Source organism: Gammaproteobacteria bacterium (assembly GCA_014075255.1).
Taxonomy (GTDB): domain Bacteria; phylum Pseudomonadota; class Gammaproteobacteria; order UBA4575; family UBA4575; genus JABDMD01.
Genome location: CP046178.1, coordinates 2,574,932 through 2,595,886, shown reverse-complemented (window position 1 = coordinate 2,595,886; position 20,955 = coordinate 2,574,932). Strand labels below are relative to the sequence as shown.

The window sequence follows — 20,955 nt, the reverse complement described above, 5'->3', positions numbered from 1 at the left end:
CTCCTTAACTTACATATTTTTTATTTTAGATAGATAGCAGACCCGGCAACTCACTGAGTTTCTGAATTTCTGCATCCGGCATAATATCTTCTGGCCAATGCGCCGCCGCAGGATTAAACCACAGTGATTTCCAGCCACTATTGCTAGACCCTAGCACATCAATAGTAGGATGATCGCCTACATAAAGTAATTCATGACTGGCTAACTTTACTCTGTTTCGCGCATACTCAAATATCGCTTTATCCGGTTTTGCTACTCCTGCTTCCTCAGCTGTCACAATAAAATCAAAATGCTCGCTCAGACCTATAGCCTCAAGGTCAGCATTTCCATTTGTTATAACACCAATTTTAAAATGTTCACCTATTTTTTGTATTGTTGACAAAGCATCATCAAACAAATCAACTTGATTTCTATGCTGTCTAAAAAGTGTTAAGCCATCATTTGCTAAACTCATTGGATAATCAAATTTTTGCGCTAACTCTGCTAGCGATTGTTTGCGCAGTGCAGTCACATCGTGGGCTATGTGCGGATTGAGTAATGCAAAATTAGCACGCTGTTCCCGCAAACTTTCTAGTGAATACTGAGCTGTAATACGTGGATAACATTCTTTAAGCCATTCATATAATGCCAATTCTGCATTTAGTATAGTGGGTTCGCAAGGCCACAAAGTGTCGTCCAAATCAAATACAACACAACGGATATTCGAAAAGTCACCCATAACTATTGCCCATGAATGGTAACGATAATTTGTCTTTGGTGAGGCGAAGTTCGGTGTTCCCATAAGTAAATTCCCTGCCACACTCCTAAACCAGACCCCCCATTACTAACCGGAACATTTAATTCGGTTTGTGTTAGCACACTGCGAATATGGGCAGGCATATCATCATTGCCTTCTGCTCGATGGGTAAACATTGGGTCACCATCTGGGCTGAGTTTAGACATGAAGGTTTCAAGATCCACATGTACAGCAGGATCAGCATTTTCACTAATTATGAGCGATGCACTGGTATGTTGAATAAATAAATGACACAGCCCTTGCTGTACACCAGAGTCACGAATCATCTCTTCAACATTTCTAGTAATCTCGTAAGTACCTCTACCCGAAGACTGAAATGTGAATTTATTTTGCCAATACATATTTAAAATGAGGTATATATGGTTTTTCGAATCATACCAAGCTAAATCTATCTGGCTAATTCTACCCGCAACAGGATCCTAATGAGTTAAGATTCTAAATCGTTTTGAAACTAATACTGTATTGAGTATAAGCAAGCTATGAATTCAATAAAGTTTCGGCGTAATAGTACTGCAGTCGATGTTGGCAATGTAACAGTAGGAGGACATTCTCCTATTGTCGTACAGTCCATGACCAATACTGATACGGCTGATATAGAAAAAACTGTAGCGCAGGTTTCAGCTCTCGCTTCCGCAGGATCAGAAATTGTACGCGTCACCGTAAACAATAAAGATGCTGCCAAAGCAGTACCAACAATACGCGAGAAATTGGACAATGCTGGAGTGGATGTACCGCTGGTAGGCGATTTTCATTTCAATGGCAGCCGCTTATTAAAAAAATATACCGAGTGCGCACAAGCGCTAGACAAATATCGCATCAATCCTGGCAATGTTGGACGTAGTGATAAACAGTTTACTGAAATTATCGAAATCGCATGTGCAGAAAATAAATCAGTTCGCATTGGAGTTAATTGGGGCAGCTTAGATCAAGATTTGTTAGCTAAAATGCTGGATGATAATAAAAGTTCCTCACAACCAAGATCTCTACAAGAAGTGATGCACGATGCGTTAATTGCATCTGCATTAGAAAGCGCCGCATTGGCCGAAAAGATTGGCCTCGCACACAATAAAATTATTCTTTCTTGCAAGCTCAGCGAAGTGCAAGCACTGGTGCGTGTTTACCGAGATTTAGCAAAACGATGTGGCTATGCGTTACATCTAGGCCTTACAGAGGCGGGTATGGGTAGTAAAGGCATCGTCGCCTCAACAGCCGCACTCTCTATACTGCTGCAAGAAGGTATTGGCGATACCATTAGAATTTCGCTAACTCCTGAACCGGGCGGCGCACGCACGCAAGAAGTTGTTGTGGCCCAACAAATATTACAAATGATGGGATTACGCTCGTTCACACCAGAAGTAACATCCTGCCCAGGTTGCGGGCGCACCACTAGCGATTACTTTCAATATTTAGCGGCGGACATTGAAGATTATTTAAAAACTCAAATGCTTGTTTGGAAACAACAATATAGCGGTGTAGAAGAAATGAAAGTAGCTGTCATGGGTTGCGTAGTAAACGGACCAGGCGAAAGCAAACATGCCAATATTGGCATTAGTTTACCTGGAACCGGCGAGAAACCTATAGCACCAGTATATGTTGATGGTGATAAATTTACTACTTTAAGGGGCGAGAAGATTGCTGAGGAATTTAAAATAATAGTGCAAAAATATGTTGCGCAACACTACGCCTAAGCACAAAATAACTTAAAAAAGACTCACTAAGCTTTCTTTTTCTCAACTATTTTAAGTTGAGTTTTTTGTTTCTTATCAAACTCTTTCATCCATTGATCAAAAAAGTGTGACTCTAATGGCTGAGTGAAGAAAAACCCCTGGGCCTCATCCACTTCCATACTCTGAATAATTTCCAGCTGTTCTTTGGTTTCTATACCTTCGACTAAAACATTATCTGATAGGCACAAACTCAGCTTGACAATACCATTAAAAACATCGTAGCTATCTTGATCGGATTCGATTCCATTTACGAAGAATCGATCTATTTTTATCGAATTTAGCCCTAGTGTTTTAATCGACTTTAAAGATGTTTGACGATCACCAAACCGATCGATCGCAGTCGACACATGCAAACTCTTTAGAAAATCAACATTGGTCTGCATAATATTAGAATTTTCGATCGGCATCGTATCGGTTATTTCAATCTCTAAAGAGCCTGGGGGCAAGTTCAAATCCTCCATTAACTTTTGCAAGTCGCCTTTACACTTCTTAGATTCAAGCTCACGCACTGAAAGATTAACATTCATCCTAAATTTATCGCCGTAAATCCCACGCCAATTTCTAAGTTGCTTGCAACTTTGCTCGATAACCCATGAACCAATTTTTACAATCAAATCTGATTCACACGCTAGAGGAATAAACCGATCTGGCTCAACAATTTCACCATCTGTGCGTCGCCATCGTATCAGTGCCTCAGCACCCATAACCTCCATATTTTTTATATCGATGATCGGCTGGTAAACCAAGAAAAATTCTTTTTGCTGTAAAGCAAATTCGATATCTGACACTAATGCCAACCGCTTCGAAGGCGATGTACCCATATCTTTGACATAAAATTTATAACTAGGACCACGCGTGTGCTTGGCAAAATACATTGCAGTATCTGCATTGCGCAATAAACTATCTTCATTGTTGGCATCGTTCGGGAAAACCGAAATACCAATACTGATAGACATGCGAAATTCTGTACCTTCTACAACAATCGGATCTTCCAAGGACTCAATTAGACGGCTAGCGATGATTTCTATATCTTCACGATCTCCAATATGAGGAACCAATAAGGTGAACTCATCACCACCTAAACGGGCAATGGAATCAATGTCGCGCAAGCATTTTTTTAAACGTAATGCTGCCCCTTGAATCACTTTGTCGCCAACCTGGTGGCCAAATGAATCATTCACTTTTTTGAAATCATCTAAATCAATAAACATCACCACTACGGATTCTTTTTTTCTCTCAGCTTCTGCAATCGCCCTTTGCAATCTATCCGTAAACAGCGATCTATTCGGCAATCCTGTCAATGCATCGTGAAAAGCCAAATGAGTAAGTTGTTTTTCCAGCGCTCTGCGTTCACTAATTTCTTGTTCAAGCTCAGTTTCTCGAGATGCAATTTTTTGCGCTTGTTCAGCCTTTTTGTCTTCCAACAAACCTTTAAGTAAAACATTTTCGCGCAATTGCTTCGCTTGTGACTGCTTAGACTCGTAGGTGTCTGGCACATGCTCAATAATAATCAACATGCTATCCACTTGACGTAAAGCCGTTGCCTCAAAGGGTATGCTATTTTCAGAAGTGTCTCTTTCAATCCATATTGGAGAAACATTTCGTTCTTGCCCGGTAGTCCACATTTTCTGCGCGTCATCTTCAATAAATGTATTTAAAACATTGGAGGTAACTGAAAGAACTCGACCTTCCCCATTATCTTTAGCTAACTTAGCCAGCAATGAAAACCAGGTCGGCGCAGGAGAGACCAACCATAGACTCCTATCTTGTCGTAACTCCAGCACGACTATCCCAAGTCTTCTATACAAAGATACGAGTGTTTCAAAATTAGAAGTAGACATATAATATAAATTAGCAGGCATTTAACGAGCAACCTTAATTAATATAGACCTCAAACATTACACAGCGTTGCGAATGGCATTTTAAAGTCTTAACAAACTCAGATTGAACAACTTGACCACTCAAACCTTTGGCTAGCAAATCATCTTCAGCAATACCTTTGCTAGTTAGCACATTATGTACATTTCTAGCACGTTGTTCGCTTGCCAAAATATTTGCCGAGGATGTCCCAGTTGCATCCGCATAACCCAATATACCAAGTTTGAATTCTTGCTCGGTTTTAGCTAAGTAAATCCGCAAGTTGTTTATCTGCTTTTGAACATTACCTATAGATACTATGTCATTAGACGATAGCTCGCTTGAATTTGGTGCAAATTCTATTACCACCTCCTCAATAGAGCCGATGAATTGTTGTATTTTTTGTTGAATGTCTTCTTTTTCACGTAGTAGGTTGGTATCCACACGCTTAACACCCCATATGAACGGTAGCTTGTTAGGTAAAGCTGCTATCCATGAAGCTTCTGCCTTCCCCGATATAATCAACAGTCCGTTTTGAAAATTTACATCCACATCGTTGGGTGGGTTCAATACATCGAGCAAACGTCTTTGAATAATTTCGTTTTCATTGGAATAGTAAGATTGCATTTGCCACTTAACCGACTTATGAAATTCTTGATTAGCCGCAACAATTTCTGCAGGATCTCTAGACAAGGGATCACGCAATCCAATCACTACATACTCACCATTCTGTTTATGATGATTTAAAATCACAACGCCAGACTCTGCTTGCAATTGATGAACAACATTCTCCCATTTATTTTGCTCTATCTTATTAAACATCCACCATAGAAACGGAAGTAATAGCAAAAGACTGACAACGAAAATCGCAGGCCATGGTAATTTTTGTTTATTGTTGGATTCTAGTCTGCTATCTTTCTTCTTGCTCAATAAACACTTATCCAAGTGCTCATAAGTATCAGGGAAGTTTTCAGCATTACCATTATAAGTTTCCAACCTACTACCATATAATCGATGCAGCTCTTCGACTTGCTCGCGAATTGTAATCTGCAAATCAGCAGGAAGCAGGCCCCGCACCGCTACAACAATAATGGCATGCGGTCCCGCTTCAAACAAAAGATTCAGCTGACCAAACTTTATTGACTTAACATTTTGCTGCTTATCAACAACGAATGAGTCTTTTACAAAATCGGTCACCGCAGTGAGCATACCGGAAACCATATCTGGATCTTTGACGATCGCATTTGCAGACGTGAGATGTTTGATAAGTAGACTCGACTCACGATGGATTAGAAACACCTGCTCAACTTGATACAGCATAGTATCTGCCAGCATGACTTCCGCAAAAGAACGTTTAGTTCGAAAAGCATTAACGCGCCATTTAACAGAGCGCGCACTAAAGCTGTTCTCTAATAATTGATTGACCTGCTGCATCATTGCGCTAACAGTTTCAGCAACAGATTCCCTTATCGCAGGGCCCATTACTGGAAACAAAGCATTTGCTAAACGCTTAGGGTCACGTTTTGCAGATGCGCGGATGGCATGCTCTATTGAAGGAACTAAAGCTTGTGATACTGAATCGTCTTGTTTCGAACGAATTGCAATGGCTTCTGATATAACTTGAGAGATTTTTTCACTAATATGTGAATGATTTGAAAATTCACGCTGCAATTTGAGCAAATCTTGATACTCACTACCTAATAATAGCTTTCTCAAATGCGCTAAATCATGCACATCATCTGACGTAGGCAGTCTTGATTCGATGTTTGTTTCGCCAACTATATCGTTTTGATGCAACATGACTCTCGTCATATGCGAAGCTATAAATAACTTCGCCTACGAGCCCTCAAGTTCCTTAGCAAATTGACTAAATAAAGCCGCTAAAGATTTGCGATCGACTTTTGTATCCTGCAAAGAACCCGCCATAGAATTCAACTGATTTGTTGATTCCAGATGCTGATCCTCTAGTGCTTGATCTAATCTTTTAGCCTCTAAATCAATTTTAGTAAGGATGTCTGAATTCACACCAGATAAACTTGAAGTGAGTTCCTCATTTTGTGATTCACGATTCGCCTCTTCAGATTGCAGACTCTTTCGCAACTGATTAAACTTCTTATCTATTTGCTGTTGTAAATCTGCAATTGAAGTAGCAAACTCTTTACGCAGTATGGATACGCTTTGGTCAAGATTCTTGTCAAATTTTTGGTTAAGCGCTTGATGCTTATTTTGCAATGTAGCTACATGTTCGCCAAACAACATGGCACGAATCTGATCTAGTTTCTTAACCTCATCCACGAGCAGCTCATCATTGCTATTGCCATTACTTGCTTTAACTTTATGTGTAGAGACTTGTTTTGCCTCGACTTGCGAAACTTTAATTGATGCTTCTTGTTTAGAATTGCCCATAATTATTCACTTATTTTTATACTGCCTACAGAACTAGGTTGGATCATGATTTTCACTCCCAGGTGCACCCGCACCTTCGTAATCGAAAATACTATCAATATTGTACACGCAAAAATAAGCTCCAAACTAGAACACAAACTGAAAAATGTCCGCTTGATGAATAGAAATAGCTAAAAATCATGCTTCCCTATAGATCTAACAATCACTTAGTAGCAGTGATCACCCTTCTATCGCATGGTTACAACGCACGATCTCAAGCATATAGAGCACTACATTATCGGCCATTTAAGATAAGAGTTTTAAATAACCTACATATTTAGGGGCAGATACATTGAGGCAGTCTGAGCAAGTAGATACAACAGATTTCCCAGATCTATGGGGCTTGACAGCGAATGAGGTGGCTAATCGTAAATCCACTGCCCGCCTGAGCCTACAAGAATATCACATTGATAAAAATAACAGCGTTGACAGCGAAATTAGAACTATTGAAAGCGTGGCTTTTTATCCATTGCATCTATTACTTAAAAATCTAACACCTTTTAACTACACAATTGAGCAAGATCACGAAACCCCAAAGTCTTTTATTCCAATTTTCACCAATGCAGTAAAATTTTATCAACTATATATCTTCTTTGTATATGCGATTAATGAATTAGGCAGCTTACACGCAGAAAAAATTCTTGAAATACAAAGCCAACATATTGAAAAATGGATGGATAGCAGTCAAGCCTATGCACTTACCGCACGCTTTGATGATCTATCTATTGCTGCAAGAGAACATACTAAACAGCATCTCGCAAACTTAGAATATGATTCTTTAGATATCCCTATTGAACAATCAATTGCAAAAATCTTTCTATTGCATAACAAAGAATCACCTTTGCATATAAAAGCAGATACTAATACAACTGAATATGATGTTAATTTTCGCGGTATGGATCTTGCACTTGCTGATCACTTAGGCTTGGCAAAAGATCGTGCTCTTGAAGTGTACGCACATTACTTCAATATCGTCATTGTCGAGGTTTAAAAACCACTCATCTAAAACTCTGATGAATGGCAAACAAATCCTGACTACAGGCTTATAGTAATCATTGATCCAATCAGATAAATAACACAACAATACAATTAATTTTATTAACACAAAAATCTGATTCTAAAAAATTATGGAAATAAAATTCAAACATAAGGATGCACGATGAAAGAATTCATCATTGATACATGTAAATGGTATTTAGACGAAGAAATGGATGACGCCTCCAAGCTCGACGCCATTGAAAACTTTAAATCCAGGTACGAACCATTATTAGGTTTTTTGTTCGAAAGCGAGCTATACAAACATGGTTTACCAAAATCGTTTGAAGACTGGCAAAGTCTGGAAATAAAACTCTCAGACTTTACTGAAGAAGGATTAGAATTAGTGATGCACTGCCATGATCAATGGTTAGACAGTGTTGAGAAAGGTGTCAGCCCTAAAAATATAAAGTTATGGGAAAGGGAATTATATAAAATTCGCCAGGACCCAAATGAGAGCTTAATACAGTCGCTCAATTAAACAACAGGCGCACCTAAGGTGTATAAGTAAAATTCATACGTTACTAAGCCAAGATAAATAAACACTGCTGCAATCAAAACCACATCAACACGTAATAGATTAAATAATCTAATTCGATTATGTGCTACCAGCACAATAATACATAACGCAGTTACTACAATTTTAATCCAGATAAAATATCGAGTGCCTTGATTAATTAGCTCGTTCATTATCGGATTCAATTCAACTGCACCCAAAGAGAGCAGCTTCATAGTCATTGCCGCATCAAGGCAGGAAAGTAATAATAAGCTTAGCGATAACACTAGTAGTTTGACGTCATACCAATCACTATATTGATATAGATTTTCCGCACGCCGTGGGCCACGACGCCTAGCTAGAAACAACCCATATACAAACCCTTTTAAAGAGGGTCTACGCCGTTCACTGCGATCACGTCGCTCTAAAGCAAGCTGTGCATCATTAACAGCATCTTCTGAGTGTTCATATGACTTCACTATTTACTTGCTCCAACTCTGCCACGTTCCAAAATGGCATATAGAAAAAATTAAGAATACCTATAGTCACTAATTATAGCGGCTTGATCAACGGAATTACGTCACACTTTTTATAAAAGCCGTATTTTTATTTGGGATATTTATAATGACAAATAGACTCTTTGAGTACTAATTTCACCCACATTCAGAACCTTAGCTGATTTCTATTTGTAGTTTAATCAGGCCAACTCTTAGTACTCGACCTTACCTTATCTAGTTTACTCTCCGTCACGTAGCGCACGACGAAGAATTTTTCCAACACTTGTCTTTGGCAGGTCTTCACGAAACTCTATATGTTTAGGCCATTTGTATCGAGTAAGTCGATCTTCACAGTGAGCTAATACATCTTCCTCAGTGAGACTAGGATCTTTCTTAACGATAAACAGCTTAACCACTTCACCAGACTCTTCATCCTCAACCCCTACCGCAGCCACTTCTAGCACTCCAGCCAAAGACTGCACTACATTTTCAATTTCGTTTGGATAAACATTAAACCCAGACACTAAGATCATATCTTTCTTGCGATCAACGATACGAACAAAGCCATCTTCAGACACCATGGCTACATCACCTGTACGCAACCAACCATCGTCACTCAAAGTGTTGTTAGTTTCTTCAGGTCGATTCCAATAGCCTTGCATCACCTGTGGCCCACGCACACAAAGTTCACCGGCCTCTTCTATTCCAAGATGATTACCGTCATCGTCTTGTATAGAGATCTCTGTATTAGGAATTGGCAAACCGATAGTGCCGTTATATTCCTTAAGATTATATGGATTCATTGTGACCGCTGGCGATGCTTCGGTTAAGCCGTAGGCTTCTGCAAGCACACATCCTGTAGTCTCATGCCATTCTTTCGCTACAGACTCTTGCACAGCCATACCCCCACCCAAAGTAACTTTAAGATGAGAGAAATTAATATCAGAAAACCCATCGGTATTCAGCAAACCATTAAATAGCGTATTTACACCCGTGATAACAGAAAACTTAACATTACTTAATTCTTTCACAAAGCCCTTCATATCACGCGGATTGGTAATAAGATAATTAAGGCCGCCAATTTTAGTAAACAAAAAGCAGTTCGCAGTTAATGAAAAGATATGATAAAGCGGTAAAGCAGTTATCACGGTCTCTTTTCCCTCATCTAAAGCCGGACCAAAAAAAGCACCTGCTTGAGAAACATTTGCTAGTAAATTTCCATGCGACAACATTGCACCTTTTGCTAAACCGGTAGTACCCCCAGTAAATTGCAAAAAGGCCAAATCATCACGGCTGAGCTCTGGCTTAACTAACTGCCTTTGCTGTCCAGTCGCCAACACCTCATTAAATGGAACAATGTTATTCAACGCATACTTTGGAATCTTCTTCTTTACATACTTGAGAACAAAATTAACCAACAATGACTTAGGGAAACCGAGCATGTCGCCCACACGCGCAAGGATTACTTTATCAACCGCCGTTTCATCAATCACTTCAGCCAACACATCAGCAAAGTTTTCTAAAATTACGATTGCTTTTGCACCAGAGTCTTTTAGGTAGTGCTCTAACTCACGTGGTGTGTATAACGGATTAACATCTACCGCTACTAATCCAGCACGCAATACACCATATAGAGCTACTGGAAATTGAAGAAGATTAGGCAACATAATGGCAACTCGGTCACCTTTAACTAAACCTAGTTCAGTCTGTAGATAGGCAGCAAAGTTGTAGCTTTCTATATTAAGTTCTGAAAAACTTAAACTGGCGCCCATATTTGCAAAGGCTGGGAGGTGACTATAGCGTTCAGCACACTCATCAAACATGTGTGCTAGTGAGTTATATTCCCCTAACTCGGCAAATTCAGGAACACCTTTTGGATAACTTTTTAACCAAACTTTTTCCATATTACACCGCCATTATTGAATGTATTTTTTATACGCAGAGTTTCCTGCAGCACACAGCAGCTCATAGCTTATGGTCTCGGCATGTTCTGCCACATCAGTTACAGATATCGATTCTCCCCACAACTCTGCTATCTCACCAACTTGCGAATGAACACCACTCAAATCAACCGCGATCATATCCATCGAAACCCGTCCTACTAGTGGCACTTGTTCAGCGTTGATGGACACGCTTGGCGAACTTTTAAGATGTTGTGGATAACCATCTGCATACCCTATTGCTATGATGCCTATGACCATATCACTTGGGCAACAAAAATCTCCTCCATAACCTACTTTTTCACCTTTTTTACAGTGTTTAATCGAAATAAGTGGCGCATGCAGGCTCATCACGGGGCGTAATTCTATAGGTGAAGACCTAGTCTGATTTTGAAGTGGATTTACTCCGTATAAGGCTAAGCCAGGACGCACCCAATCACGATGAGCTTCTGGCCAAGCTAATATAGCTGCAGAATTTGCAATACTTTGTGCGTAGGGCTCATTTTTTACAAGCAAATCAAATTGATCGAGTTGTTGCTGTGTCTGGGGATTCTTGACCTCATCCGCGCATGCTAAATGTGTCATTAGACGAATAGTAGATTCAGGCGACAATAATGATTTTAGTTCGTCAAGAACTTGCTTAAATTTTTCAGCTGCAAATCCTAGTCGATGCATACCGGTATCAATCTTTAGCAATACATTTAAAGTCTGTGCAGGCTCATTGCTTTGTAAAATTTTGAGTTGTTCTTTATGATGAAGCACAACATGTACTTTATGTTCAATTGCATTGCGCAATTCGTCAGTGCTACTAAAACCCTGCAATGCCACAATCGGTTTTTTAATGCCACTCTCTCGCAACTCCAACGCTTCATTAACATAAGCTACCGAAAAAGCATCGGCATCACTTAAACATCTGCAAACTTCCAACACACCATGACCATAGGCATCAGCCTTCACTACCGCCATGACTTGTGATTGATTTACAAACGTTCGAATAGATGCAAGATTATATTTTAGATGAGCTAAATTGATACGCGCGAACGCGGCACGCTTCATATATTATTTCCGTCGTCATTATTCCCATCATTGGGGTTATTATCAGAAAATTTTTCGGTAGGGAAACTCCCACTACTAATACTCTCACCCCCAATACCTCCACCAGAATAAATTTCTGGTACGTAATTTTCAAAACGCGTGTATTGCCCTAAGAACGTAAGCCTGGTGTTAAATATTGGACCATTTCGTTGTTTTCTTACAAGTATTTCAGCAGTTCCTTTTTCAGGAGAGTCTTCGTTATAAACTTCATCACGATAAATAAATACAATTAAATCAGCATCTTGCTCAATTGCACCAGACTCGCGAAGGTCTGACATAACTGGACGCTTATCAGGCCGCGATTCTAGACTTCGATTCAGCTGAGAAAGCGCTATTACTGGCACGTCTAACTCTTTTGCAAGCGCCTTAAGTGATCTAGAAATCTCAGAGATCTCAGTAGCACGATTTTCGTTAGATCCGCTTACAGTCATCAACTGCAAATAATCCACAACTATTAAAGACAGGCCGTACTCACGCTTCAATCTTCGCGCACGTGCACGCAATTCAGTAGGTGTAAGCGCTGCTGAGTCATCAATAAACAAATTCGATTCCGATAACATTGACACTGCACTGGTTAGACGCGGCCAATCATCATCATTTAATTTTCCGGTTCGAATTCGCTGTGCATCGATGCGTCCCATGGAAGATAGCATACGCATAGTCAAAGAACGCCCCGGCATTTCCATACTGAAAATCGCTACTGATGCATTACTACGCAACGCTGCGTACTCAACCATATTCATTGCAAAACTGGTTTTACCCATTGAGGGCCGACCCGCAACAATAATCAATTCACCACTTTGCAAGCCGGCAGTCTTTTCATCAAACTCATCATAGCCTGTGGCTAGTCCTGTGATGTGATCTCCGCGCTCAAACAACTCATCAATCTGCTCTACCGTAGTTTTCAATAAAGACTTTATGTTTTGAAAGCCCTGTCCAGAATGCGTACTATCATCTGCAATCTGAAAAACTTTTTGCTCTGCTTCATCTAACAGCTCATTAACATCCCTACCCTCCGGCGACAAACCACTGGAGGCAATCTCGTTTCCAGCGGTAACCAGCTTTCTAAGAATAGATTTTTCTCTTACGATATCTGCATAGGCTCTAATATTTGCAGCACTGGGTATGTCATTCGCAAGCGTGCCTAAGTAGGCTAGAATATTTGTATCCGCAATTTCGGATTTTTGACGTAATAGGTCTGAAAGAGTGAGCACATCAAATGGTTGATGCTTATCAACCAACTCACTGATGGAACGGAATATGAGTCGGTGATCAAACAAATGGAAGTCATTTTCATTGATTCGATCTGCCACCTGGTCCCAGGTTGCATTGTCTAGAATCAAGCCACCAATTACAGCTTGTTCTGCCTCCATAGAATATGGAGGCGTACGTAGGCTTTCTGTATTTGTCGCCCCAAACTCTGCATCAATCGTGGTTAACTCAGCCACAATATTTTTTTATTAGCAGCATGCAACATAGTTACAAAACTTTTATTCTTCACCAATAATTTCTAAGTTAATCGTCGCATTCACATCGGTGTGTATATGAACTTCAACTTGGTATTCACCAGCATGGTGGAACGCACCGTCTGGCAAGCGCACTTCCTTCTTCTCAACATTTTTGCCAGCTTCATTCAAGGCATTAACAATATCCACCATGCCCACTGAGCCAAACAACTTGCCCTCACCTACAGATTTTGCTGTGATACTAATCTTTGCACCATCAATTTCAGTTTTTCTTGCTACAGCTGCTGCTAAAGAGTCCGCTGCAAGCTTTTCAAGCTCAGCACGACGTGCTTCAAATTCGGCTAAGTTTGCTGAGGTTGCAAATTTTGCTTTGCCACTTGGTATCAAAAAATTACGTGCATAGCCTGGACGCACACTAACCTTGTCTCCAAGATCACCAAGATTATCGACTTTAGTAAGTAAGATGACTTCCATATTTTTTCTCTTTATAAATATTTAAAAATTTCTGACTAAATAAATTACCGCTTAACCAATCGTTTACGAAAATCAAAAAAGGTATCCACCACACCTAATGTTGATAAGGTCATAATCATTTGTGGCGCAGCAATAAATAACAGCCCATAAACTGCCACAAACCCAAAAATTGAATTTGAAAACTGCCCAAAAAACGCATGTGCAATTGCCATTCCCTGTAAGGAGAATATGCTAAGGCAAACCAGCGCTAACTGCCACAAAATTGCATACTTAAACACCAATGCAGCAATTAAAAATACGACCGCAAGCCCCGCGAGCACCTTACCTAAACGTATAGCCACAAACTCCTCACGAAAACTACGGATATTTTCCTGAAAACCCTGCCACTGTCGACCCAGAAATACCGTTATAGACGTGACAAGAATAAACAAACTTACTAGTACTCCAGTCATTAATGAGGCGATATACGGCAAATACTTCTCTAGTCGCTCAGGACTTAATTTATCACTTTGCCACATACCCTGTAATGCAGGATCTTTCTCCATCACTTTAATTGCACTTTGCATAAAGTTTTGCCAATGCATTTGCATATCAGGAAACATTACTGCTAACAGCAGCACTGAAAATAGCCCTAAAACCGTAAGCAATTGCAAAGACAAACTTATTGACTGAGTATTTCGATACACTGCTGCAACTACAACCGCTGACAACCATACGAAGAGCGGACCTATCGAAAAACCTTTTAGCAAAAAATAAGTGCTCGCAATAATTAGCGCAGCACTTATAAGCATCACTTTTACACTTTGAATTAGTCCTAACTGCAAAGTAACTAAAACTAGCGCAGCGCCACTAAATATAATCAAAAATGGGAATGGCAACGACAACACCGCTAACCCAAACACGACGGCAATCGCCTGCATCGGGCCTGATAGGATAAAGCGAGCCAACGAGCGCATGGCCAGAAAATATAACTAGAGCAAAGATTAATTAATTATTTGCAATATACACCTAGTGGTTATCACAGTATGGCAATAATGCTATATAACGTGCACGTTTTACCGCAGTAGACAATTGACGCTGATATTTTGCTTTAGTGCCCGTGACACGGCTAGGAACAATCTTTCCTGTTTCGGTGATGAAATCTTTTAAGATCGCAATGTCTTTATAATCTACTTCTTCTATGCCTTCTTCAGTGAAGCGGCAGTACCTTCTTCTACGAAAATAACTTGCTTGTGCCATAATTATTACCTTTTAAATTTTATACCTGTGTGTATTTACGTTTAACTTTCAGACTGATCTTCAACAGCTACTTCTGTTTCTGCAGTAACCTCTTCAACCGCAGCGGGAGCTTCTTCAACTGCAGGACTTTCAGTTACACTTTCCGACTTAGTTGCTTCAGTTGAAGTTTCTTGCTTTTGCGCTGGCGCAGTAGAGGTAGACCTTTTACTACTGTCAGCTTCTTCTTGTTGGATAGATTTCAACATAGAAGATGGTTCAGTCTTAGCCCTTTTCATTCCCACTACCATGGTGCGAATTACGGCATCGTTAAAACGAAACGAACTATTCAATTCATCCAATACTTCTTGATTACACTCGATATTCATCAACACATAATGTGCTTTGTGAATTTTTTGAATGGGGTAAGCCAGCTGCAAACGTCCCCAGTCTTCTGAACGGTGAACATTGCCATTGCCTTGAGTGATAATTGAACGGTAACGTTCAGTCATTGCAGGTACTTGATCGCTCTGGTCAGGATGCACCAGAAACACTATTTCGTAGTGACGCATATATATGCTCCCTATGGGGTTAAAGCCTCCCAATAACACAGTATCTGTATTCTGGTGAAGCAAGGAGTTAGTAGTAATTTTGAGCTGCGAAGTCTACGTGATGACCCGGCTACAAACAAGCTACCATAATACTTACAGTCTAATTTGTAGGGTTTTTATCATCTAGCTAGCTTTCTGCCGTTGTCGAACTGCCTCAAATAACCCAATTCCTGTGGCGACTGAAGCATTGAGGCTCGCCATTTCTCCCGACATCGGTAGATTCAGTAATTCATCACAATTTTCGGAGATCAGACGGCGCATTCCTGCTCCTTCTGCTCCAATTACCAAGGCTACAGAGCGAGTGAAATCAGCCTGATAGATTAATTTTGCAGCCGTTGGCTGCGTACCATAAACCCACACCCCCAGCTGTTTGAGCTCATCTAAAAAGCGCGCCAGATTCTTTGCAAAAATTAATGGAATTCGTTCGGCTGCACCGCATGCCACTTTGCGCACGGTAGGCGTTAAAGGTGCAGAATTACGGGTTGAACTGATCACTGCATTGGCACCTGCAGCTTCAGCAGTGCGCAGACACGCACCTAAGTTATGTGGGTCCACTATTTGATCCAATACTAATAACAATAATGGCTCAGTTGCGTTTGCGCAGTGCTCTAACAGAACTGCTTCACTATTAGTTTGTTGCTCTTTATAGATCACCACCACACCTTGATGATTACCTTTCCCACTATACTTCTCCAACTCCTCCTTACTCACTAATCGGTGAACAATGTTGTTTGCTAAGGCCTGATCTTTAATTTCTTGTATACGCTTATCTTGCCTGCTTTCCAGTAAATAAATTTTTTGAATATGAAAAGGACGTTGCTGAATGGCTGCGAGGGAACTATAAAGACCAAAAGAAATATTTTTCACAATGAAACCAATTTATATCTTTTTCTTTTTTCTGCGTTTTTTAGTTTTACCCTTCTTACGCTTATTGTTTGCAGACACTTGTTTGCCATTCGCTCTATTTTTATTTTTTTGTGATTTTTTCCCGTATGGAGATTTACCCTGATCTTTCTCATTACTACCACTTAATGCTAGTGAAAAATCCATTTTACGCTCATCTAAACTAACTCGCGCTACAATAATTTTTATCTCATCTCCCAAGGAATAGCGCTTCTTACTACGCTCACCAGATAAGCTATGCGACTGCTCGTCGTAATGATAAAAATCACTTTTTAACGCGGTTACATGCACCAAGCCTTCTACAAAATACTCATCTAGCAAGACAAAAAAACCAAAGCCCGTAACCGAGGTTATCGTGCCACTAAACTCTTGCCCCAGTTTATCCAACATAAACTCACACTTAAGCCAGGCATCCACATCACGCGTTGCATCATCTGCTCTACGTTCACACATAGAACAATGCTCGCCTAGAAGCACTAAATCATTTTGTGATAATGGGAAAGAGTCTTTGTTTTGCTTGCTAATTAAGTGCCGAATAGTTCGGTGCACCACCAAGTCCGGATAACGACGAATTGGAGAAGTGAAGTGTGCATACAAAGGCAAAGCTAAACCAAAGTGACCGATACTATCCGGGCTATACACCGCTTGCGCCATCGATCTGAGCAACATCATTTGAATGATATGCTTATCTTTACGATGCGCTATCTTCTTGAGTACCGTCATGTAATCACTCGGCGTAGGTTTTTCCGCTTTACTGAAACCTACTCCTAACGATTCAAGAAACTCACGCATGTCACGCAATTTTTCAGTCGTAGGGTCTTCATGCACACGAAACAATGTGGGCAACTTGCCTCTGGTGATATATTCAGCTGCGGCAACATTAGCACTGATCATACATTCTTCAATAATCATGTGAGCTTCAGAACGCTGGCGCGGAAGAATGGCTTTTATTTTCTTTTCATGGTCGAATTCAAAGTACGTTTCTTTAGTATCGAAATCAATCGCACCGCGTTTTTTGCGCTGCTTTCGCAACGCATTATAAACCGACTGTAAATTTTCCAAGTCGCCAATCAGATGCTGGCGCTTTTCTCTAGCCTCCGGATCTTTATCATAAAGAATGGTTTGCACTTCATCATAGGTAAGTCGCGCAGATGAACACATTACAGCATCATAGAATTTGTGACGTTTAAGCTCCCCTGTTTCTGAAATAAACATTTCACAAACCATGCACAAACGATCTACTTCAGGTTTTAAAGAACAAAGCCCATTAGAAAGACTTTCTGGCAACATAGGAATAACGCGCTCTGGAAAATATACCGAGGTTGCACGATTATGCGCCTCCTCATCTAAAGCAGTATCGGTTTCCACATAATGCGACACATCTGCAATCGCTACCCAGAGCTTCCAACCCTTATCATGCCGCTCGCAATACACCGCATCATCAAAATCTTTTGCATCTAAGCCATCAATCGTTACGAAGTTTAGCTCACGCATATCCTTTCTATGCTTAAGCTGGTCTTGAATAGACTGTTCACTAAACTGCTCTACTTGTTGCAAGACCTCATCAGGCCACTCATAAGGCAAATCATAAGAGCGAATCGCAACATCAATCTCCATCCCAGGTGCCAAATGATCACCAATTACTTCAATCACCTTACCAATCGGCTGTCGAGATTTATTAGGCATTTCTACGATAGACGTCACTACGAACTGCCCGCTCTTAGCCTGCATTGCAGCTTGCTCGGGAATCATAACGTCTTGATTCAAACGTTTGTTATCCGGCACCACAAACCCCAGTCCAGACTCTTTATAGTAACGCCCTACAATTTGCTTATTACCACGCTCAATAATTTCAACTAGCTTACCCATCAGCTTGCCGCGCTTGGATTTGCCAGCAGGTCGAACTACTGCACGATCTCCATGCATTAAGGTACGCATTTCAAATGGCGATAAAAATAAATCTTCGCCGCCCTCATCAGGAATCAAGAACCCAAATCCATCGGCATGACCCATTACACGGCCACGCATTAAATCTACTTTTGAAATCGGTAAATAATGATTTTGACGATTGCGAATTAGCTGACCATCGCGCTCCATTGCACCCAAGCGTCGCGCCATCGCTACAACCACTTGCTCAGAATCCACCTGTAACGCCTTATGCAAATCATCCAGCGACATAGGGCCGTCACCTTTCTCTAAAATTTCGAGAATGAGCTCGCGACTTGCAATTGGGCTTTCGTATTTAGATGCCTCACGTTTGGCGTAAGGGTCAACTAATTTATTCTTCTTTTTGCGTACCATGTGTGGCGCACTCTACTATCTCCGCCAGCAAACAGGAAACTTTATTAAATTTCCAATGCAAACAATAAGATGAAATTCGATCAATTAACTAACTAATTTTTCTCATTCTGCACAATTAAGTCTAAAAACAATCAGAATTGAAATTTCGCAATGATGTGTTTTGTAGACACTCAATTGGAGAACCAGATTTATCCGGCTCATTCAGTCCATCAAGTCAACACTACCTTTAATACGTTGCTGAAAATTAAATCACTGATATCACATAAATTTAGATTAGTTTTGTTCCATTACCTGCCACCTAACCCAAAATTAAAGTGTGATGGAGTTCAACTTATTTAAGGTCTCGTTTACTAATAATTATAGTTAGTTCAATTAATGCTATAAAACTAAGGATAAGTTAAATGGCACACAATCCAAATCGGGTTATTTATTGCAAAGGTAAAACATGGGTAAATTATCGTATTGATGGATTTGGTCCAGATACGAACCATCGTTATCTTACCCATGCAATTCAACGCGCAGCACATTGCATTAGAAAACTAGGAGAAGGTCACTTAACCATTAAAGATGGGTATAGCGATGATGTGGTCTGTGAAATAGCAGAAAAGTAATCATTGGTACTTTTTTCTCACCCTCATATTAGTGTTTTAACTCTGGCGCTCCTAATGGAATAAATACCCTGCCAAGTGGAAAGTTCGATGTGATCTAGCTCACACTTATAGATCGCATGACTGGTATTGTTTTATACTAATTTTACATATATATAATTTGGTGATTACTCATGGGGCAAGAAGCAAAAGTCATCTATGATCGCCGGTCCAATGAGGATCGTCGGACTGATAAAAAAGGATCATTTCCATTGCATGACAGCAAAGGCAAAGTCGTTGAGGATAACCGACGTTTATTAGGAGATCGCCGCAAAACCGAAGGCTTAGAGCTGTCTACATCAGATATCAATGATGATGAATTTGCTGAAGTATTTAAGCAATTCCAGAAAGACGAATCTGAACCGAACAATGACGAACCTAACAAAGGATCTGAAAATTTAGAAATTATCGATTATCAAGTACTGTACCGTAAGGGAGTCGAATGCGCATATATCACTCTGCTTAAAACCGACGAACAAGATAATGGACCAACACTCTATGCTTTTAGAGAAGAAAATGAAGATGCAGATTCACAGTTAGAAAGCGCACCTCTACACGTACAAAATATTTTTGGTCCAGATGCATATGAAAGTTATCTTGAGCAAGGCTGGCAGGATATCTCTAAAACAGAAAATATTTTTCCCTGGGCACTTAAAGCTTGGCTGGCGCAAAACATGAAACAAGATACAATTGAATCACGCAAAATTTTTTAATAATAAATTTCAACAATTTATACGAGTAAATAAAGCCTCGCCAATGCGAGGCTTTTTAATTTCACTATAAAATTCCCTTTCAAGGAAAATTAAACCGACATTTTCCAACTTCCATCTGCTTGTCTGCATGCTGTTCCATACACTTGCTCAGCTTGACCACCAACCTCTGCATCCATCGTAAATTCACGGCATGGCGTTCCTTCAGATTCATAGGTATTTGTAGGGGTAACCGAGTACGCAGTACCTGAATCAGGATTCACCCATTCCTTCGTTGCACCAGTAGGAGCCGTCTCTAAAGCTTGACCTGTATAGTAACGATCTCGATCGTCTAGCTGCTTGCCAACATGCGCACCTGCTAGCGCGCCAATTAGCGTACCTGCCGCTGTCGCCCACACTGTCCCTCTACCATCGCCGACAGTAGAGCCCAAAAGACCGCCAATTACACCGCCGGCAATTGCACCTTGGGTTTGTTTGCTAGGAGCATTGTAAGGACTGGATGCGCAGCCCGATAAAATGGCACTAATTACAAGAATCATCGATAGTATGAGATTTTTATACATGGGTTACCCCTCCGTTATTGAAAACTTCATATCTACTACAACGTTTCACTTCGAATTTGGTTTACACAGCGATGGTGTAATAAAAACTCAAAATAAAGGCCTACATGAAATTAGTGGGTGAAAATAGAGATAAGGTTTACTATTAAATAACTACTTGTTAATTATAGTTAATTTCTT

The 20,955-nt window shown here is 40.3% G+C and carries 21 protein-coding genes; 5 read left to right on the top strand and 16 right to left on the bottom strand.

Annotated elements, in window-relative coordinates; all coding sequences use genetic code 11:
• Positions 1-25 precede the first annotated feature (25 nt).
• Positions 26-781, bottom strand: a complete 756-nt coding sequence (locus GKR92_13260; protein ID QMU62616.1) for an HAD-IA family hydrolase — start codon at positions 779-781, stop codon at positions 26-28.
• Complete coding sequence (locus GKR92_13255; GenBank protein ID QMU62615.1) at positions 721-1,137, bottom strand: YjbQ family protein; 417 nt, start codon at positions 1,135-1,137, stop codon at positions 721-723. Before GKR92_13255 ends, GKR92_13260 begins: the two co-directional genes overlap by 61 nt.
• Positions 1,138-1,275: 138 nt before the next feature.
• Between GKR92_13255 and ispG the strand changes: the two genes are divergently transcribed.
• On the top strand, positions 1,276-2,484 hold the full coding sequence (gene ispG, locus GKR92_13250; GenBank protein ID QMU62614.1) for a flavodoxin-dependent (E)-4-hydroxy-3-methylbut-2-enyl-diphosphate synthase: 1,209 nt from the start codon (positions 1,276-1,278) through the stop codon (positions 2,482-2,484).
• Positions 2,485-2,510: 26 nt separating this feature from the next.
• Here the strand turns inward: ispG and GKR92_13245 are convergent, their stop codons facing one another.
• The 3 genes from GKR92_13245 to GKR92_13235 are packed head-to-tail and all read right to left on the bottom strand — an operon-like array spanning position 2,511 to position 6,786.
• Positions 2,511-4,385: an EAL domain-containing protein gene (locus GKR92_13245; GenBank protein ID QMU62613.1), complete on the bottom strand. Its 1,875-nt coding sequence runs from the start codon at positions 4,383-4,385 to the stop codon at positions 2,511-2,513.
• A 13-nt stretch (positions 4,386-4,398) separates the two neighbouring features.
• Complete coding sequence (locus GKR92_13240; protein QMU62612.1) at positions 4,399-6,192, bottom strand: OmpA family protein; 1,794 nt, start codon at positions 6,190-6,192, stop codon at positions 4,399-4,401.
• 24 nt (positions 6,193-6,216) lie between these two features.
• Entirely contained in the window at positions 6,217-6,786 is a 570-nt protein-coding gene (locus tag GKR92_13235; GenBank protein ID QMU62611.1) for a hypothetical protein, read from the bottom strand.
• Positions 6,787-7,117: 331 nt separating this feature from the next.
• Between GKR92_13235 and GKR92_13230 the strand changes: the two genes are divergently transcribed.
• Positions 7,118-7,816: a hypothetical protein gene (locus tag GKR92_13230; protein ID QMU62610.1), complete on the top strand. Its 699-nt coding sequence runs from the start codon at positions 7,118-7,120 to the stop codon at positions 7,814-7,816.
• A 168-nt stretch (positions 7,817-7,984) separates the two neighbouring features.
• On the top strand, positions 7,985-8,341 hold the full coding sequence (locus GKR92_13225) for a hypothetical protein (protein ID QMU62609.1): 357 nt from the start codon (positions 7,985-7,987) through the stop codon (positions 8,339-8,341).
• On the opposite strand, the gene GKR92_13220 is transcribed toward GKR92_13225, so the two are convergent.
• The 10 genes from GKR92_13220 to rnr form a co-directional block, all read right to left on the bottom strand.
• Complete coding sequence (locus GKR92_13220; protein ID QMU62608.1) at positions 8,338-8,835, bottom strand: hypothetical protein; 498 nt, start codon at positions 8,833-8,835, stop codon at positions 8,338-8,340. The two genes, GKR92_13225 and GKR92_13220, sit on opposite strands and share 4 nt — an antisense overlap.
• A gap of 257 nt (positions 8,836-9,092) precedes the next feature.
• Positions 9,093-10,757 (bottom strand): AMP-binding protein, encoded by a 1,665-nt coding sequence (locus GKR92_13215; protein QMU62607.1) that lies wholly within the window; start codon positions 10,755-10,757, stop codon positions 9,093-9,095.
• Between the two features lie 12 nt (positions 10,758-10,769).
• Positions 10,770-11,849, bottom strand: a complete 1,080-nt coding sequence (gene alr, locus GKR92_13210; protein ID QMU62606.1) for an alanine racemase — start codon at positions 11,847-11,849, stop codon at positions 10,770-10,772.
• A complete protein-coding gene (dnaB, locus tag GKR92_13205) occupies positions 11,846-13,261 on the bottom strand; it encodes a replicative DNA helicase (protein ID QMU62808.1) in 1,416 nt (471 codons plus the stop codon). Before dnaB ends, alr begins: the two co-directional genes overlap by 4 nt.
• Before the next feature lie 117 nt (positions 13,262-13,378).
• Entirely contained in the window at positions 13,379-13,828 is a 450-nt protein-coding gene (rplI, locus tag GKR92_13200; GenBank protein QMU62605.1) for a 50S ribosomal protein L9, read from the bottom strand.
• A 44-nt stretch (positions 13,829-13,872) separates the two neighbouring features.
• Complete coding sequence (locus GKR92_13195; GenBank protein ID QMU62604.1) at positions 13,873-14,784, bottom strand: hypothetical protein; 912 nt, start codon at positions 14,782-14,784, stop codon at positions 13,873-13,875.
• Positions 14,785-14,836: 52 nt separating this feature from the next.
• Positions 14,837-15,067, bottom strand: a complete 231-nt coding sequence (gene rpsR, locus GKR92_13190) for a 30S ribosomal protein S18 (protein QMU62603.1) — start codon at positions 15,065-15,067, stop codon at positions 14,837-14,839.
• A 41-nt stretch (positions 15,068-15,108) separates the two neighbouring features.
• Entirely contained in the window at positions 15,109-15,615 is a 507-nt protein-coding gene (rpsF, locus tag GKR92_13185) for a 30S ribosomal protein S6 (protein ID QMU62602.1), read from the bottom strand.
• 162 nt (positions 15,616-15,777) lie between these two features.
• Positions 15,778-16,524, bottom strand: a complete 747-nt coding sequence (rlmB, locus tag GKR92_13180) for a 23S rRNA (guanosine(2251)-2'-O)-methyltransferase RlmB (GenBank protein ID QMU62601.1) — start codon at positions 16,522-16,524, stop codon at positions 15,778-15,780.
• A gap of 9 nt (positions 16,525-16,533) precedes the next feature.
• On the bottom strand, positions 16,534-18,858 hold the full coding sequence (gene rnr / locus GKR92_13175; GenBank protein QMU62600.1) for a ribonuclease R: 2,325 nt from the start codon (positions 18,856-18,858) through the stop codon (positions 16,534-16,536).
• A gap of 401 nt (positions 18,859-19,259) precedes the next feature.
• Here rnr and GKR92_13170 point away from each other — a divergent pair, with 401 nt between their 5' ends.
• Both GKR92_13170 and GKR92_13165 read left to right on the top strand, forming a co-directional pair.
• The gene (locus GKR92_13170; protein QMU62599.1) at positions 19,260-19,469 is read left to right on the top strand and encodes a hypothetical protein; all 210 of its coding nucleotides are present in this window, start codon (positions 19,260-19,262) and stop codon (positions 19,467-19,469) included.
• A gap of 170 nt (positions 19,470-19,639) precedes the next feature.
• Positions 19,640-20,218 (top strand): hypothetical protein, encoded by a 579-nt coding sequence (locus GKR92_13165; protein ID QMU62598.1) that lies wholly within the window; start codon positions 19,640-19,642, stop codon positions 20,216-20,218.
• 89 nt (positions 20,219-20,307) lie between these two features.
• Here GKR92_13165 and GKR92_13160 read toward each other — a convergent pair whose 3' ends face one another.
• Entirely contained in the window at positions 20,308-20,778 is a 471-nt protein-coding gene (locus GKR92_13160; protein QMU62597.1) for a glycine zipper 2TM domain-containing protein, read from the bottom strand.
• Positions 20,779-20,955: the final 177 nt, after the last annotated feature.

Coding starts and splice junctions, on each gene's coding strand:
- GKR92_13260 (QMU62616.1), bottom strand. CDS start 781: ATGGGAACACCGAACTTCGCCTCACCAAAGACAAATTATCGTTACCAT.
- GKR92_13255 (QMU62615.1), bottom strand. CDS start 1,137: ATGTATTGGCAAAATAAATTCACATTTCAGTCTTCGGGTAGAGGTACT.
- ispG (QMU62614.1), top strand. CDS start 1,276: ATGAATTCAATAAAGTTTCGGCGTAATAGTACTGCAGTCGATGTTGGC.
- GKR92_13245 (QMU62613.1), bottom strand. CDS start 4,385: ATGCCTGCTAATTTATATTATATGTCTACTTCTAATTTTGAAACACTC.
- GKR92_13240 (QMU62612.1), bottom strand. CDS start 6,192: ATGACGAGAGTCATGTTGCATCAAAACGATATAGTTGGCGAAACAAAC.
- GKR92_13235 (QMU62611.1), bottom strand. CDS start 6,786: ATGGGCAATTCTAAACAAGAAGCATCAATTAAAGTTTCGCAAGTCGAG.
- GKR92_13225 (QMU62609.1), top strand. CDS start 7,985: ATGAAAGAATTCATCATTGATACATGTAAATGGTATTTAGACGAAGAA.
- GKR92_13215 (QMU62607.1), bottom strand. CDS start 10,757: ATGGAAAAAGTTTGGTTAAAAAGTTATCCAAAAGGTGTTCCTGAATTT.
- alr (QMU62606.1), bottom strand. CDS start 11,849: ATGAAGCGTGCCGCGTTCGCGCGTATCAATTTAGCTCATCTAAAATAT.
- dnaB (QMU62808.1), bottom strand. CDS start 13,261: ATGGAGGCAGAACAAGCTGTAATTGGTGGCTTGATTCTAGACAATGCA.
- rplI (QMU62605.1), bottom strand. CDS start 13,828: ATGGAAGTCATCTTACTTACTAAAGTCGATAATCTTGGTGATCTTGGA.
- GKR92_13195 (QMU62604.1), bottom strand. CDS start 14,784: ATGCGCTCGTTGGCTCGCTTTATCCTATCAGGCCCGATGCAGGCGATT.
- rpsR (QMU62603.1), bottom strand. CDS start 15,067: ATGGCACAAGCAAGTTATTTTCGTAGAAGAAGGTACTGCCGCTTCACT.
- rpsF (QMU62602.1), bottom strand. CDS start 15,615: ATGCGTCACTACGAAATAGTGTTTCTGGTGCATCCTGACCAGAGCGAT.
- rnr (QMU62600.1), bottom strand. CDS start 18,858: ATGGTACGCAAAAAGAAGAATAAATTAGTTGACCCTTACGCCAAACGT.
- GKR92_13170 (QMU62599.1), top strand. CDS start 19,260: ATGGCACACAATCCAAATCGGGTTATTTATTGCAAAGGTAAAACATGG.
- GKR92_13165 (QMU62598.1), top strand. CDS start 19,640: ATGGGGCAAGAAGCAAAAGTCATCTATGATCGCCGGTCCAATGAGGAT.
- GKR92_13160 (QMU62597.1), bottom strand. CDS start 20,778: ATGTATAAAAATCTCATACTATCGATGATTCTTGTAATTAGTGCCATT.